Source organism: Gemmatimonadota bacterium (genome assembly GCA_041390125.1).
Taxonomy (GTDB): domain Bacteria; phylum Gemmatimonadota; class Gemmatimonadetes; order Longimicrobiales; family Gaopeijiaceae; genus JAGQIF01.
In genome coordinates this window covers 96,798-111,088 of the sequence record JAWKQN010000003.1, presented here as the reverse complement: position 1 = coordinate 111,088, position 14,291 = coordinate 96,798, and the positions used below count along the sequence as shown (strand labels likewise).

Here is a 14,291-nt window from a genome sequence, read left to right as displayed (position 1 = left end):
GGCGTGGATGCCGGGGGTCTTCGCACTCCCCCTACGCGGGACCCCCCGGTCCGGGTTCCTTCGGAGGGGACCGGTCCGCGTCGGCCCGCGGACGCGGGCGGCCTCCCTCAATCGGCCGCCGGGACCACCGGAAGGACCACGTGGGAAGGATGCGCTGCGTCCAGCCAGATGGTGTTGCGCGCGATCTCGGAGCGGGTGGCCTGCCCCTCCGGTTCGCCCGTGTTGAAGTTGAGGTCGAAGTGCGGGAAGTTCGAGCTGGAGATGTCCAACCGGATGCGGTGGCCGCGTGCGAACAGGTTGCTGGTCGGGAACGGCTGGATCACCAGCTCGTAGACGGTGCCCGGCTCCATCAGCGTCGGCTCCTCCCACGAGTCGCGGTATCGCGCCCGCAGGATGCCGTCGGTGATGTTCATCTCGAAGCCCTCCGGGTAGTCCGCGTTCGGTGGGTAGACGTCCACCAGCTTCATGGTGAAGTCGGTGTCGGACGCATCCGACGAGATCCACAGCCGCACCTCCACCGGGCCGGTGATCTCCACGTCCTCCGCCAGGGGCTCGGTCTGGAAGACGAGCACGTCCGGTCGGTCCGCCAGGCGCGTGAAGGGCGCGCGCGCTCCATACAGCGTCTCGGTCTCGCGCTGATCGAAGGCGCCTCCGTACATGACGGGCGCTCCCGACGTGATCGTCCCGCCGATGGAGGGGACCGGATCGCGCGGATCGTAGTCGTAGGTCCGCGACGCGGGGCCGGCCTCCGGGGCATCGGTGGTCAGGCGCCCATCCGCGTGGAGGTGGTAGCGCGTGAAGGCGGTGCCGGGGAGCGGCCAGTCGTCCGCGGTCCGCCAGGAGCCGCCATGCTGCATTCGCCCGGCCTCGTTGCGGCGTCCGCTGCCGCCACCCATGCGGAAGTAGCGCACCGTGGGCTCGGCACCCACGCCGTTGTCCAGGCCTCGCAGCCAATGGTCGAACCAGCGGCGCCGCAGCTCCCAGAAGTCCGCCGCGAGGTTCCCGTCCACCGTGGCGGCCGGACCGAAGTCCACGTCACCGGCGAAGGTCTCGGAGCGGTCCCCGTGCGTCCACGGACCCATGATGAGGCGGATCGGCGCCCGCTTGCGCGCCTTGAGGCCCACGAAGTTGTCGGTGGCGGTGCGGGAATACGCATCGTACCAGCTGCTCATATGCATCTGCGGACAGTCCGGCCACTCGTCCCAGAACCCCTCGGCCCAGATGCCCGGCTGCTTCCAGTACTCGTCGAAGTCGCCCTTCGTCCACTGCTCGAAGAGATAGGCCTCGTACTCCGGGATCCGCGCCACCGGCGAGTCGCCCGGGGCCCACGGCATGCGCTGGAACCACGCGCGGATGTCCTCCGCCTCCACGGCCGCCTTGAGTGCGGGGTCGGCCTGCACGGCGGGATCGCGCAGGCCGTTCGTGTAGGCCCAGGTGGCCTGCTTCAGCTCGAACGCGCCCCCCTGGCGGATGCCGCCCTGGTAGGAGTTGGAGAACGCGCCGGAGTCCACGAACATGGCCGCCACACCCGGAGCGCCGGCGCTGGCCAGCGCGCCCTGCGTGTGCGCGGCGTACGACAGCCCCTTGGTCCCGATCTGTCCGTCGCACCACGGCTGCTCCAGGATCCAGGCACACGTGTCGTAGCCGTCGGCCGCATCATCGAGGTACTTCACGTACGCGCCCTCGGAGCCGTAGCGACCCCGCACGTCCTGGTAGACCACCACGTAGCCCAGGCGCACGAAGTAGTCGGCGACCTGCGCCCGTGACCAGGGGGTGTCGACATCGCCGGCTCGGACCTCGGAGCGGCTGGGCAGGTGCTTCCCGTAGGGCGTGCGTTCGAGCAGCACGGGGAACGGGCCCTCCAACGGCACCCCCTCACGGGACGGACGATGGACGTCCGTGGCCAGGCGTACGCCGTCGCGCATGGACACCATGACGTCGAGCTCGCGGAAGGCGTCGTAGCCCGGATCGTCCACGGGCGTGTCGGCTCCCGCGCGCGCGCAGGCCGCGGGGCCGAGCAGCCACAACCCGGCGCCGGCCAGACCCAGGCGTCGATGGAATTCGCGTCGGGAAAGGAGCTCGTCGATCGACACGCGCATCTGGAATCCGTATCCGATGGGCCCGTGACCGGGCACGTGGACGTCGCCGCGCGGGGTGCCGGCGTCGTGCAACTTGCACGTCGGGCCCGCGGTTGGCACCCCCGGGCCCCGCCTGCCCTCGTGCCCGGCGGCGCACCCCGCGTATAGTGCGGCTCCGCCAGATCCCGGACCCGGAGGTCGACCCCATGAGCCGAAGCGCTGCCCCTCTCCTCGCCGGCGTGCCGAGCGCACGGGTCCGCGCCCGCCCGGACGAGCGGCCCGCTCCGGCGGCGTCGCGGGGACCGGCCCGCGAGATGGGCGCCGGCGTATGGGCGCTGGCCCTCGCCCTTACGCTCCTGACCACCGGGGCGCTCCCGCTCCGGGCGCAGAGCACCGGTGGGCTCGCGGCCGCATCCATCGCCGACCTCAACCAGGCCTTCGACGCCGGCACGCTCACGTCCGAGCGTCTGGTGCGGATGTCGCTGGCGCGGATCGAGGCGTACGACGCCGCCGGTCCCGGGCTGGGTGCCGTGCTCTGGCTGAACCCGGATGCGCTGGCCACCGCTCGGGCGCTGGACCGGGAGCGTCGGGAACGAGGGCCGCGCTCGGCGCTGCACGGCATCCCCGTCGTGCTCAAGGACAACATCGACACCGCCGACCTGCCCACCACGGCGGGATCTTCCCTGCTCCTCGGCTCGATCCCGCCCGACGATGCGTTCCTGGTCCAGCGCCTGCGCGCCGCAGGGGCCATCGTGCTCGCCAAGGTGAACCTCAGCGAGCTCGCCTCCGGGGTGACGCTCAGCTCGGTCGCTGGACCGATGAAGAACCCGCACGATCCCGCGCGCTCGCCGTCGGGCTCGTCGGGCGGAACCGGCGTGGCGATCGCCGCGGCCTACGCCCCGATCGGGTTCGGAACCGATACCGGGGGCTCGGTGCGGGGCCCCTCGACCGCGAACGGCATCGTGGGTCTGAAGCCCACGATGGGCCTGCTCAGCCGGGACGGGATCGTGCCGCTCGCGCTCTCGTTCGACGTGCCGGGTCCCATGGCACGCACCGTGGCCGACATCGCGGCCGTGCTGGACGTGGTCACGGCGGTCGATCCGGCCGATCCCATCACGCAGACGGGCGCCTCCTTGAGCGGGGTGGGGTTCACCTCCTTCCTCGACGCGGATGCGCTGCGCGGCGCGCGCATCGGGGTGGCCCGCGACTTCGTCGGCCAGGATGGTGAAGTGGACTGGATCTTGGACGCGTCCCTCCAGGCGATGCGCGACGCGGGGGCCACCGTCGTCGACGTGCGGCTCCCGCGGTGGGTCCTGGACGCCAAGGAGGAGTGGTACACGACCGTCCGGTGGCGGGAGTTCCGGGCGCAGATCCCCGCGTACCTGGCGACGCTGGACGAACGCTATCCGCGCACGCTGGCCGAGATGATCGAGCGCTCGCAACGTCTGACTTCGCCCACGGCCGACGGGCAGCAGCCCAACCCCACGCGCTGGGGCCTTTTCCTGCAGGAAGAGCGCAGCGGGACACTCGAGGACGCCGAATACCTCGCGGTGCGCGATCACGCGCTGCCGCTCCTGCGCGCCCTGCTCGAAGGCCGTATGGACGAGGAGCGCCTCGACGCGATCGTCTATCCGACGTCCCCCACCCGGCCCGGGCTGGTCGGCGTCGGCGGAGGAGGTGGGGGTCCGTCCGCCACCAACCTCGCCAATCTGACCGGTTTCCCGGACCTCATCGTCCCCGCCGGGTTCACCAGCGACCGCCTGCCCGTGGGGCTCTCCTTCCTGGGGCGTCCCTTCAGCGAGCCGCGGCTGCTGGCCCTGGGCTACGCGTTCGAGCAGCGCACGCAGGCGCGGCGCGATCCGGTGCTCACGCCTCCGCTCCCGGGCGAGCGGATCCACTGACGGACCCACCACGGCGGTCGGGAGACGGGCACGGGCGGCACGGCCGCGCCCCTCCCGCGGAAGGCGATCCCATCAGGCGGTCGGGGCGTCCGGCCCGACCGGCCCGCTACGCTCCTCTACCTGCGCCATCCAGGCGTCCATGTCGTACTTCCGATCCAGCCCGCCCCGCGTCATGGTGCGCACGGTGCCCAGGACGTCCCGCTCCTGCCAGGGCCGGTCGTGCAGACCGAACAACCAGGCGATGTTCGTGAACGAGTTGGGGTCACGCCCATCCAGGAAGTAGCGGTTGTTCAGGTACAGGGCGGTGTCGAACGCGTATCCGGGCGTGTTGGTCCACTGGATGATCTGCTTGCCCCAGTACATCCGCAGCGTGTTGTGCAGGTATCCGGTCTCGCGCATCTCGGCCATGGCCGCATTCCAGTAGCGGTCGTGGGTCCTCCCCGCCTCCAGCTCGTCGCGGGTGTAGCGCGCGGGGCGGGCATCCTCCTTGTGCTTCTCCAGCGTCTTGCGCGCCCATTCCGGGAGAGCGCCATAGCGATCGTAGTCCTCGGCGAAGTAGACGTAGTTGGCCGAGAGCTCGCGCCGCACGACCAGCTCCTCGAGGAATGTGGCCAGATCCTCGCGCCCGGCCGACTTCGACGCGCGCGCCTTGAGGGCCACCTCCACGGGAGAGATCTGACCGAAGTGCAGGTAGGGGCTGAGCCCCGATACCTGCTCGGCGGCGGGCTCGCTCCGGTTCTCCGCGTAGCCGCCGATCCCGCTGCGCAGGAAGCGGGTCAGCCGGCGACGCGCCTCGTCCGTGCCGCCGACGAACGACTCGACCGGCGCCACCTCCCGGTCGACCTCCAGCGCGCGCAGGAGACGCTCCGGATCGGAGGGATCGACGTCTCCCGTCACCCGCAGCCTCAGCGACGATTTCGTCGGGTGTGCCTCCGTGAGCGACGTGAGGAAGCCGTCCCGCACCCGTTCGATCTTCGGGCGCAGCGTCCGGGCCGCGTACTCCCGTTTCTGCGAGGCCACCTCGATCGGCACCACCACGTCCCCTTCCACCTGGACCACGGCGCGGCCCGCCTCCTCCGCCACGCGTCGGCGCCACGCGCGCTGGTGTCGCAGGTAGCCCCGATCGCACACCACCAGGGAGGCATCCGCGGCAAGCTCGAGCGCCACCTGATCCGGAGACCCGCGCCGCACGACGAGCTTGATGCCGCGGTCCCGCAGGCGGTCCTGCACGTGTGCGAGCCCTTGCAGCAGGAAGGCGTAGTGGCGGGCGTTGGCGTCCGGGTAGTCCGCCGTCAGGCCGAAGCCCACCACCACGGGCTGATTGCGCTCCTCCGCCTCCCGGACGGCGTGCTCGAGCGCGGGGTTCGAGTCCGCGCGCTGTGACTGCTGCATCCAGTAGAGCACGTAGCGCCCCGCGGAGTCCGCCGGGTGTTCGTTCAGGCGCTGGATCCGCGCGTCGTCGATGCCCGCCATGCCGTCTCCCGAAGAGGGGTTGCTCCGTTCCCATCCACCGCCCGGCCGGTCCGGTTCCCCCCGGGGCCCGTTGCCCGTCCCGGTCCGGCCTCGCAGAATGCCCACGTTCGCCCGCCCGGCCGGGCGCTTCCATGTCCGGACCGGCCTTCGCCTCCGCCGCCGTCCCTCGCTCCAGGATCGCTGTCCCGTGATCGCTTCGTGCTCCTCCCCGCGCCTCCGGCGCGCCCCGCTGCTCGTCGCGACCGGTCTGCTCGCCGGTGGCGCCGTCCTCCCCGCTCCCGCCCTGGCCCAGCGCCCCCGGAACGCGGCGCCCCAGGTCGACACGGCCCTCTACGCCACGCTGGACTGGCGTCTCGTGGGCCCCTTCCGCGGCGGGCGCTCGGTGGCCGTCGCCGGGGTGGCCGGTCAGCCGCGGACCTACTTCTTCGGGGGCGTCGGCGGCGGGGTGTGGAAGACCACGGACGCCGGCCAGGCCTGGACCAACGTGAGCGACGGTCAGATCCAGACCGCCAGCGTGGGGGCGATCGCGGTCGCGCCCTCCGATCCCAACGTGGTCTACGTGGGCATGGGTGAGCACGCGCCGCGGGGGGTGACGACCAGCCACGGCGACGGCGTCTACCGCTCCACGGACGCGGGCCGCACGTGGACGCATCTGGGTCTGGACGACACGCGTGCCATCAGCCGCATCGTGGTCCACCCGACGAACCCGGACGTCGTGTATGTGGCCGCGCAGGGCGCGCCCTACGGGGCGAGCGAGGAGCGCGGCATCTACCGCTCCCGCGACGGCGGGGCCACCTGGCAGAAGGTGCACTACGTCAGCGAGACCAGCGGAGCCAGCGAGCTCAGCATGGATCCCACCAACCCGCGCATCCTCTACGCGGCGTTCTGGGACCACGTGCGCGAGCCCTGGGAGGTCCGTTCGGGCGGTCCGGGCAGCGGCCTCTGGAAGAGCACGGACGCCGGGGAGACGTGGACGAAGCTGGAGAACGGGCTCCCGGATCTGATGGGCAAGATCGGCGTGAGCGTCTCCGGTGCGAACCCGGATGTCGTGTACGCGATCATCGAGGCCGAACCCGACGGCGGGGTCTTCCGTTCGGATGATGCCGGGCAGTCCTGGCGTCGGGTGAACAGCGTGCGCGGCCTGCGCTCGCGGCCCTGGTACTACATGGAGATCTTCGCCGACCCCAGCGACGAGAACACGGTCTACGCGTTGAACGCGCCGTTCTGGAAGTCGATCGATGGCGGCCGGACGTTCCAGTCCATCTCCGTCGGGCACGGGGACACGCACGACCTGTGGATCAACCCGGACGACCCGGACAACCTGATCCTGGCGGACGACGGCGGCGCCGAGGTCACGTTCAACGGCGGCACGAGCTGGTCCAGCATCTACAACCAACCCACCGCGCAGTTCTACCGGGTCAACGCGGACAACCGCGTGCCGTACTGGATCTACGGCGGCCAGCAGGACAACAGCAGCGTGGCCATCAAGAGCCGTGACTTCGACGGCAGCATCGGACCGGAGGACTACCGCTCCTCCGCGGGCTGCGAGAGCGCCTGGGTGGCGTTCGATCCGGACAATCCGCGCTTCCAATACGGCGGCTGCTATCTGGGGCAGATCAACGAGGTGGACGATCTGCTGCAGACCAGCCGCAACGTGCAGGTGCGCCCGGGCATGCCCGCCTCCATCCAGCCCAAGGACATGCTGTATCGCTTCAACTGGAACGCGCCGATCGTCGTGAGCCCGTTCGACGGGAACGTGCTCTACCACGGCGGCAACCACCTGCTGATGTCCAGCGACCGTGGCAACTCCTGGGAGGAGATCAGCCCCGACCTGACGCGCGACGAGGAATCCAAGCAGGGGCCGGGCGGGACGCCGATCACGAATGAAGGCGCGGGTGGCGAGGTCTACGGCACCATCTACACCATCTCTCCCTCCCCCGTGGACCGGGACGTCATCTGGACGGGCTCCGACGACGGTCTGGTCCAGGTCACGCGGGACGGCGGCGCCACGTGGACCAACGTCACACCCGCGCTGCCCGAGGCGATGATCAACGCCGTGGAGGCCAGCCCGCACGAAGCCGGCGCCGCCTACATCGCGGTGACGCGCTACAAGTTCAACGACTTCACGCCGATGGCGTACAAGACCACGGACTTCGGACGCACCTGGACGGCCATCGCCGACGGCATCCCGGCCGATCACTGGGTCCGGGTGATCCGCGAGGACACGGAGCGGCGCGGCCTGCTCTACCTGGGCACGGAGCTCGGGATGTTCGTGTCCTTCGACGACGGCGCCCATTGGCAGAGCCTGCAGCTCGATCTGCCGCTCACGCCGATCACCGACCTCAAGGTCCACCAGGGCGACCTGCTGGCGGCGACGCAGGGCCGTGCCTTCTGGGTCCTGGACGACCTGGGGCCGCTGCGGCAACTGCATGCCGAGCGGCAGGCCGTGGCAGCCGCGCCGGTGTGGCTGTTCGCGCCCTCCGCGGTCTACCGGCAGTTCGGAGGCGGAGGCGGGTTCGGGGGTGGTGCCGCCGACGCGGCCTCGAATCCCCCGGGCGGCGCCCAGGTGCACTTCAAGGTGGCCGAGTTCGCGCTGTCGGCGGAGGAGGCGGCGGCACCGGTGGTCACGCTGGAATTCCTGGACGCCCAGGGCGCGGTGATCCGGACGTACAGCAGCCGTCCGGGCGAGGGGCCCGGCGCCCCGACGCGGTTGCAGGTCGAGCCCGGTATGAACCGGATGGGGTGGAACCTGCGCCATGAGTCGGTTCCGAACGTGGAGGGGCTGTACACGTTCGGCTCGCTCGCCGGCCGCATGGTCCCGCCCGGTGAGTACCGTGTGCGCCTCACCGTCGAAGGCCAGGAGACCATCGAACGCGCCTTCCAGGTGCGCGACGTCCCGCAGGTCGCCGCCGAGATCACGGCCGCCGACCACCAGGCGCGCGATCGCCTCACCGCCCAGGTCCGCACGGAGCTGGAAGCGCTGCACGGTAGCGTGAGCACGTTGCAGTCCGTGAGCGGTCAGCTCGACGACGCGGTGGAGCGGACGGGAGAGCATCCCCGCCACGACACCATCCAGGCCGCGGCCCGCATGCTGGAGGACAGCATCCAGGCGGTGGACTCGATGCTGGTCAATCGCAACTGGACCACGGGCCAGGACCCCACCGTCTTCCCCACCCGCCTCAACCAGTTCTTCATCTACCTGCGCAGCGCGATCGACGGGATGCCCGGAGCGCCCACGCAGGGGATGCTCGACCAGTTCCGCGAGCTCACGGAGGAATGGCGGACCTACCGCTCCCGGATCGACTGGATCCTGGGACCAGGGGTCGGCGCCTTCAACCAGCTTCTGGAGAGCCTGGGCGTGCAGGCGGTGGAGGTGGGGGGAAGACGCCCGGTGAGCTGAGCCGGCACCGGCCGGGCCCCGGCGTCCGGGCTCCGGTCGGCAGGGTGCAGTCCCGGCTCGGCTCCACGGCTTCCGGGCTCCGGTCGGCAGGGTGCAGTCCCGGCTCGGCTCCACGGCTTCCGGGCTCCGGTCGGCAGGGTGCAGCCCCGGCTCGGCTCCACGGCTCCGGGTCCCGGAGCGGCGCACCGTCAGCGCCGCCGCTTCTCCACCCGGGCCGGCTGCACCGCGTGCAAGGTGATGCGCTCCTCGGCGGGATCGACCCGACCGAGCGCGTATTCGTTCTGGAAGAGCAGCATGGGGTGGCCGTCCGCGTCCTCGACCAGACGGCGCCCGTACAGGCCCGCCGCACGCTTGAGATCCGCCGGCTCCCCCGTCACCCAGCGCGCGCTCTGGAAGGGGAGCGGCTGCAGCGAGATGTCCACGCCGTATTCGCGCGCCAGCCGGTCCACGAGCACCTCGAACTGCAGCCGCCCCACCGCACCCACCAGCGGGATCGGGCCCGTGAGCGAGTCCGAGTAGAGCAGCAGGATCGCGCCCTCTTCGGCCAGGTGGCGCAGGCCGGTGTCCAGCTGCTTGCGGCGGCCCGGCTCCTCCAGGCGCACCTGCGCGAACTCCTCGGGGGAGAAGCGCGGGACGCCGGTGTACTCGACGTCGAAGGTGGCCAGCGTGTCCCCGACGCGCAGGCTGCCGCGGTCGTGCAGGCCCACGACGTCCCCCGCGACCGCCGTGGCGACGTGCGTGCGTTGCCGGGCCTGGAACTCCTGGGGTTCGCTCAGGCGGATCTTCTGACCGCTCCGTGTCACGGTGGCGTCCACGCCCGCCTCGAACACGCCGGAGCACACCCGCAGGAACGCCACCCGATCCCGGTGCTTGGGGTCCATGTTCGCCTGGATCTTGAACACGAATCCGGAGAACGGTGCGTCGACCGGATCGACGGGCTCGCCGTGGCTCGTGCGCGGCACCGGAGGCGGCGCCTGCGCCAGGAAGCGGGAGAGCAGGAGTTCCACGCCGACGTTCGTCAGCGCGCTCCCGAAGTAGACCGGCGTGGCCTCTCCCGCCGCGACCTCCGCCGGGTCGGCCGCCTCGCCGGCGGCCTCGAGCAGCTCCAACTCCTCCTGCAGCGGACCCAGCACGGCGGGACCCAGCAGCTCCTCGAGCCGGGCGTCGTCCCAGGCGTACCGGTGCTCCTCCAGGCGCGTGCCGCCGTGGTCCTCGTTGCGGTCGTAGAGGTGGACGAGCCGCTCACGACGGTCGGCGATCCCCACCAGACGACCGCCCTGCCGCACCGGCCACGTGGCCGCGAAGCAACGGATGCCCAGATCCGACTGCACGTCGTCGATCAGCTTGAACGGGTCCTCGCCCTCGCGGTCGGACTTGTTCACGAAGGTGAAGATCGGAAGTCGACGTCGGCGGCAGACGTCGAACAGCTTGCGGGTCTGTGTCTCCACGCCCCGGCGGTTGTCCAGCAGCATGATGGCGCTGTCGGCCGCCGTGAGCGCGCGGTACGTGTCTTCCGAGAAGTCCTGGTGGCCGGGTGTGTCCAGCAGGTTGATGCGGAAGCCCTCGTAGTCGAAGTGCAGCACGGAGGACGTGATCGAGATCCCGCGCTCCTTCTCCATCTCCATCCAGTCCGACGTGGCGTGCCGCGCCGCGCGCCGCGCCTTGACCGACCCCGCCAGGTGGAGCGCGCCGCCGTAGAGCAGGAGCTTCTCGGTGAGCGTGGTCTTGCCCGCGTCCGGATGGCTGATGATCGCGAACGTGCGGCGGCGCGCCACCTCGCGCGCGAGCTCGGCACGGGAGCGGCGCGCCTCGCCCCCCGGGTCGGAGGCAGGCGAGGTGGAGACCGGGGAAGGCTCGTTCATGGATGCGGCGGGACGGAGTGGAGGAGGCAGGCCCCTCCACCCCGCTCGCCAGTGTTGGATCCCTCACGCCCTATCGGTCTGCGCCCGGCAGCAGATCCGGCAGGTCCACCTTGGTGCCGGACGGCAGCTGGGTCGCCCAGGGGCCCGGCGTCCAGCAGCGACCCCCCACCACGGGGCCGGCCGGAGCATAGAGCGGGTTGAAGCTCGGCACGGGGCCCTCGCCCAGGACGTTCATCACGTGCGCGGTGGCCAGGAACAGCGTGAAACTGGCGGAGAAATCCGTGGCGAACGCGGCGATGGACGCCTGCGCCTGTGGCCACTGCGTGCCGGGGAGCAAGGCGACCAGCCGCTGGGCGAGCGCCGCCGGGAGCAGCGCCTCGCTGCCGGTGGACACGAGCGCACCCAGCGGCGTGGGCACGTTCGTCATGGCGGGCGCCTCGGCGGCCGGGAAGGACGCGAAGCCGGGGAACCAGGGGAGGCCCGGGATGGTGACGTTGTCCGCCCACTCCCGGAAGGCGCCGTCGAAGGCGCCCTGCCAGGCATCGGCGAGCGCCGAGGGCATCCCCGCCTCCAGTAGCTTCGTCCGCACGTGGCCGGCGAGCGGCAGGGGGTTCCAGAGCACGCCCGGCGTTCCGATCGCGGAGACCGCCTGCACCGTGCAATGCGAATCGCGGAGACGGGACGCGGCGATCCAGGCGTCCGCGTCCGCCAGCGCACCGGCGAGGGCGGCCGCCGCGGCGCCCGTCCAATCCTGATGCATCCACGGATCGGCCACGGGTCCGGAGAGGACGCTGAAGCTCTCCTCGATCACGCCCACCACCCCATCGGAGCTGCGCCGGAAGGCCAGCACGCCTTCCATCGGATGGCTCGGCAGGACCGCACGCACGCGGGTGGGCGTCCACTCGGTCTCGAGCTGCAGGGTTCCCAGGAGGACGGTCAGGGGCGGGATGTCCGTGGCCTCGAACACGACCATGCTGCCTGTGGCCCCGCTCCCCTGCGGGGTCCACGTGACCTGGCCCATCGGGGGCGTGCCCGAGCCGTTCCCGAAGTTGCCGCAGGGCACGGGAAATCCCTGGGGATCGATGCAGCCCAGCTCCACCGCCATGCCCAGCTCCGTCACCGCGCCGTGCAGCTCGCCGCTGGTGTAGCCCGCGGCACGCAGCAGCTCCCAGGCGCGCCCGGGAGAGAGCCGCGCCACGTCCAGGACGGCCCGACCCGCCTCGGTGGCGGAATAGGCCGCCTCCCGGAGACCACGCACCAACGCCTCGCTGGCCACCCTGCCCTGCACGAAGCCGGTGGCCACGTCGCGGGCCCCGATCCGCGCCGCGCGCAGCCCCATCGCCGCCTTCGGCGCGTCCATCCGGAGCGTGGTCACGGAGGCCAGGGCCACCTCGGGGTGGGGCCATCCGGCCGCGGCGAGGAGCTGGATCACGGCTTCCCCGCTCTGGCGATAGGTCGTGGAGAGCGTGCTGGCGGCCTCGGTCGCCGGGACGCGCGCGGCCCGCAGTTCGCGGGCCGCGGTCTCGGGATCCGCTGGGGAGCCCTTCTGGGCCAGCAGCGGAGGCGTGAGGGGCGGCAGGCCGAGCAGCAGCGCGGCCAGGAGCAGCCGCGTCGCCCGCGGGAGGATGGGCAGGGACCTGGGCATGAGGAGTCTCCGGTGGAGGTAGGGTATGCGTCCCTAGCCCGCGGCCCGCCCGGGCGGGATCACCGTCCTCCTTCCGCCCCGGGCTTGATCTATCATGCGTCATCTATTTAATATTGAATCATAATCGATCCCGCCTCTGCCCCGCCGCAGAGGGATGATCCCGCCTCGCCCAAGGAGCCGTTTCCACATGAGCAAGACCCTGTGGGCGCTCGATCCGGCGCATACCCAGATCGAGTTCGCCGTGAAGCACATGATGTTCACGACCGTTCGTGGCCGCTTCTCATCCTTCGAGGGGCAGGTGCGGTTGGACCAGGCGCGACCCGAAGACTCGTCCGTCGAGGTGACCATCGACGTGGAGAGCATCGACACGGGCGTCGCGCAGCGCGACCAGCACCTGCGCTCCGGGGACTTCTTCGACGTGGAGACCTTCCCGCAGATGCGCTTCCGCTCCACGGGCGTGAGCGGATCCCTGGAGGCCGACAGCGCGCTCACGTTGACCGGCGAGCTCACGATCCGCGACGTGACCCGCGAGGTCGTGCTGGAGGGCACCTATGACGGCAGCGGCACGGATCCGTGGGGCGGTACGCGCAGTGGGTTCACCGCGCATGCGGTGATCGACCGGCGTGACTTCGGTCTCACCTGGAACCAGACCCTCGAGGCCGGTGGTGTGCTGGTGGGCACCGACGTGAAGATCTCGCTGCAGGTGCAGGCCGTCCTTCAGGTGGAGGAGACGGCCACCACGTCGTGAACCGGCGCGAGCGGCCCGGTGGGTAACGCGAGCCCCGTCCGCTGCTGCGGGCGGGGCTCGCTGCATCGCCCCACGCAGTTCGCCTGGAATGTGCCACTTCCACGCGGCTCGCACAGTGTGCGCGGTCGCTGGCTCACCCTCCTTGCGGTCGCCCGCGCACACCCGCGACCCGATTCGATCCGACCGCACGGCCCGGACACGCGCACACTGCGTGCTCACCGCCGATTCGCAGCGGGCACGCACGTTGCGGCGTCACGTGCGCGATCCTCCGTGATCCTTCCGTTCTTCCGGAGCAGCTCGGTTCCCCGGCTCCGATGCCCGCGCGGTCCGACGGCCGCGCGTCCACCGATGCCGAGGTCCGTATCATGCACGTCTTGCGCAAGCTCTCCTGGCGCGCGCGCTTCCTCCGCGATCCCGCCGGCTTCCTCGCAGACCGCTGGGATCACATCCAGCGACCCGGCCTGCGCTCCGCGTTGCTCGAAGAGGCGGCGGCCACTCCCCTACGCGAGCGGTGGGCCATGCTCGGCCGCGGCAGCGACGTGGCGGAGTTGCGCGCCTGGATGCTGCGTCGGCTCCGGCAAGACGGGCAGGCACCCTTCTTCGACCTGGGCGACGTCCGCCTGTACTTCCACCCGGAGCACGTGCCGCGGGAGAACGAAGGTCCCTTGGAGGGTGCATTGTGGATGATCGACGAGGCGCTCGTGGATACGCCGGAGTTCATGGAGGACGCCACGACCGCCCGCCCGGGCGATGTCGTGCTCGATCTCGGCGGGAATCTGGGCACGTCGGCGTTGCTGCTGGCCGAGCGCATGGCGGGCCGCGGTCGCATCGTATCGTTCGAGCCCGTGTTCCACGCGCTGCTACGCCGGAACCTGGAAGCGAACGCCGTCGACAGGGTCGAGGTGGTGCCCGCAGCCGTCGGGGCTGCGCGAGGCACTGCCACCTTCGCCGTCACCGACTTCGGGCTCGACTCGCGGCAGATCGCCCACCGGCACATCCACGCACACGCCGAGGGCGAGGTCCGGACCGATGGGGAGGCGACGGCGCGCCCGAGGGACCAAGCGCCTCGCACACGGGCATCGTGGCCCGAGGCGGGCCGCCGCCTGCTCGATGCGCTGGCGCTGCTGCTGGTCGAGGACTGGTGCGCGCTGCTGATGCCTGCGTTGTCGGTGTAGCGCGGGTCC

8 protein-coding genes are annotated in these 14,291 nt (G+C 71.3%); 4 read left to right on the top strand and 4 right to left on the bottom strand.

What is annotated here, in order from left to right:
* Positions 1-107 precede the first annotated feature (107 nt).
* Positions 108-2,171 carry a CocE/NonD family hydrolase gene (locus R3E98_02000; protein MEZ4422158.1) on the bottom strand — a complete coding sequence of 688 codons (2,064 nt, stop codon included), beginning with the start codon at positions 2,169-2,171 and terminating at the stop codon, positions 108-110.
* A 113-nt stretch (positions 2,172-2,284) separates the two neighbouring features.
* On the opposite strand from R3E98_02000, the gene R3E98_01995 reads away from it, so the two are divergent.
* On the top strand, positions 2,285-3,979 hold the full coding sequence (locus R3E98_01995) for an amidase family protein (protein ID MEZ4422157.1): 1,695 nt from the start codon (positions 2,285-2,287) through the stop codon (positions 3,977-3,979).
* Positions 3,980-4,051: 72 nt separating this feature from the next.
* On the opposite strand, the gene R3E98_01990 is transcribed toward R3E98_01995, so the two are convergent.
* Positions 4,052-5,452 carry a deoxyribodipyrimidine photo-lyase gene (locus R3E98_01990; GenBank protein ID MEZ4422156.1) on the bottom strand — a complete coding sequence of 467 codons (1,401 nt, stop codon included), beginning with the start codon at positions 5,450-5,452 and terminating at the stop codon, positions 4,052-4,054.
* A 187-nt stretch (positions 5,453-5,639) separates the two neighbouring features.
* On the opposite strand from R3E98_01990, the gene R3E98_01985 reads away from it, so the two are divergent.
* Complete coding sequence (locus R3E98_01985) at positions 5,640-8,852, top strand: glycosyl hydrolase (protein ID MEZ4422155.1); 3,213 nt, start codon at positions 5,640-5,642, stop codon at positions 8,850-8,852.
* A gap of 188 nt (positions 8,853-9,040) precedes the next feature.
* Here the strand turns inward: R3E98_01985 and R3E98_01980 are convergent, their stop codons facing one another.
* Complete coding sequence (locus tag R3E98_01980; GenBank protein MEZ4422154.1) at positions 9,041-10,714, bottom strand: peptide chain release factor 3; 1,674 nt, start codon at positions 10,712-10,714, stop codon at positions 9,041-9,043.
* Between the two features lie 70 nt (positions 10,715-10,784).
* A complete protein-coding gene (locus R3E98_01975) occupies positions 10,785-12,359 on the bottom strand; it encodes a hypothetical protein (protein MEZ4422153.1) in 1,575 nt (524 codons plus the stop codon).
* A gap of 187 nt (positions 12,360-12,546) precedes the next feature.
* Here R3E98_01975 and R3E98_01970 point away from each other — a divergent pair, with 187 nt between their 5' ends.
* Both R3E98_01970 and R3E98_01965 read left to right on the top strand, forming a co-directional pair.
* Positions 12,547-13,107 (top strand): YceI family protein, encoded by a 561-nt coding sequence (locus R3E98_01970; protein ID MEZ4422152.1) that lies wholly within the window; start codon positions 12,547-12,549, stop codon positions 13,105-13,107.
* A gap of 365 nt (positions 13,108-13,472) precedes the next feature.
* A complete protein-coding gene (locus R3E98_01965; GenBank protein ID MEZ4422151.1) occupies positions 13,473-14,282 on the top strand; it encodes an FkbM family methyltransferase in 810 nt (269 codons plus the stop codon).
* Positions 14,283-14,291 lie beyond the last annotated feature (9 nt).

Bases quoted from the DNA above. Each gene is read 5' to 3' on its own strand.
- R3E98_01995 (MEZ4422157.1), top strand. From the start codon at position 2,285: ATGAGCCGAAGCGCTGCCCCTCTCCTCGCCGGCGTGCCGAGCGCACGG.
- R3E98_01990 (MEZ4422156.1), bottom strand. From the start codon at position 5,452: ATGGCGGGCATCGACGACGCGCGGATCCAGCGCCTGAACGAACACCCG.
- R3E98_01980 (MEZ4422154.1), bottom strand. From the start codon at position 10,714: ATGAACGAGCCTTCCCCGGTCTCCACCTCGCCTGCCTCCGACCCGGGG.
- R3E98_01975 (MEZ4422153.1), bottom strand. From the start codon at position 12,359: ATGCCCAGGTCCCTGCCCATCCTCCCGCGGGCGACGCGGCTGCTCCTG.
- R3E98_01970 (MEZ4422152.1), top strand. From the start codon at position 12,547: ATGAGCAAGACCCTGTGGGCGCTCGATCCGGCGCATACCCAGATCGAG.
- R3E98_01965 (MEZ4422151.1), top strand. From the start codon at position 13,473: ATGCACGTCTTGCGCAAGCTCTCCTGGCGCGCGCGCTTCCTCCGCGAT.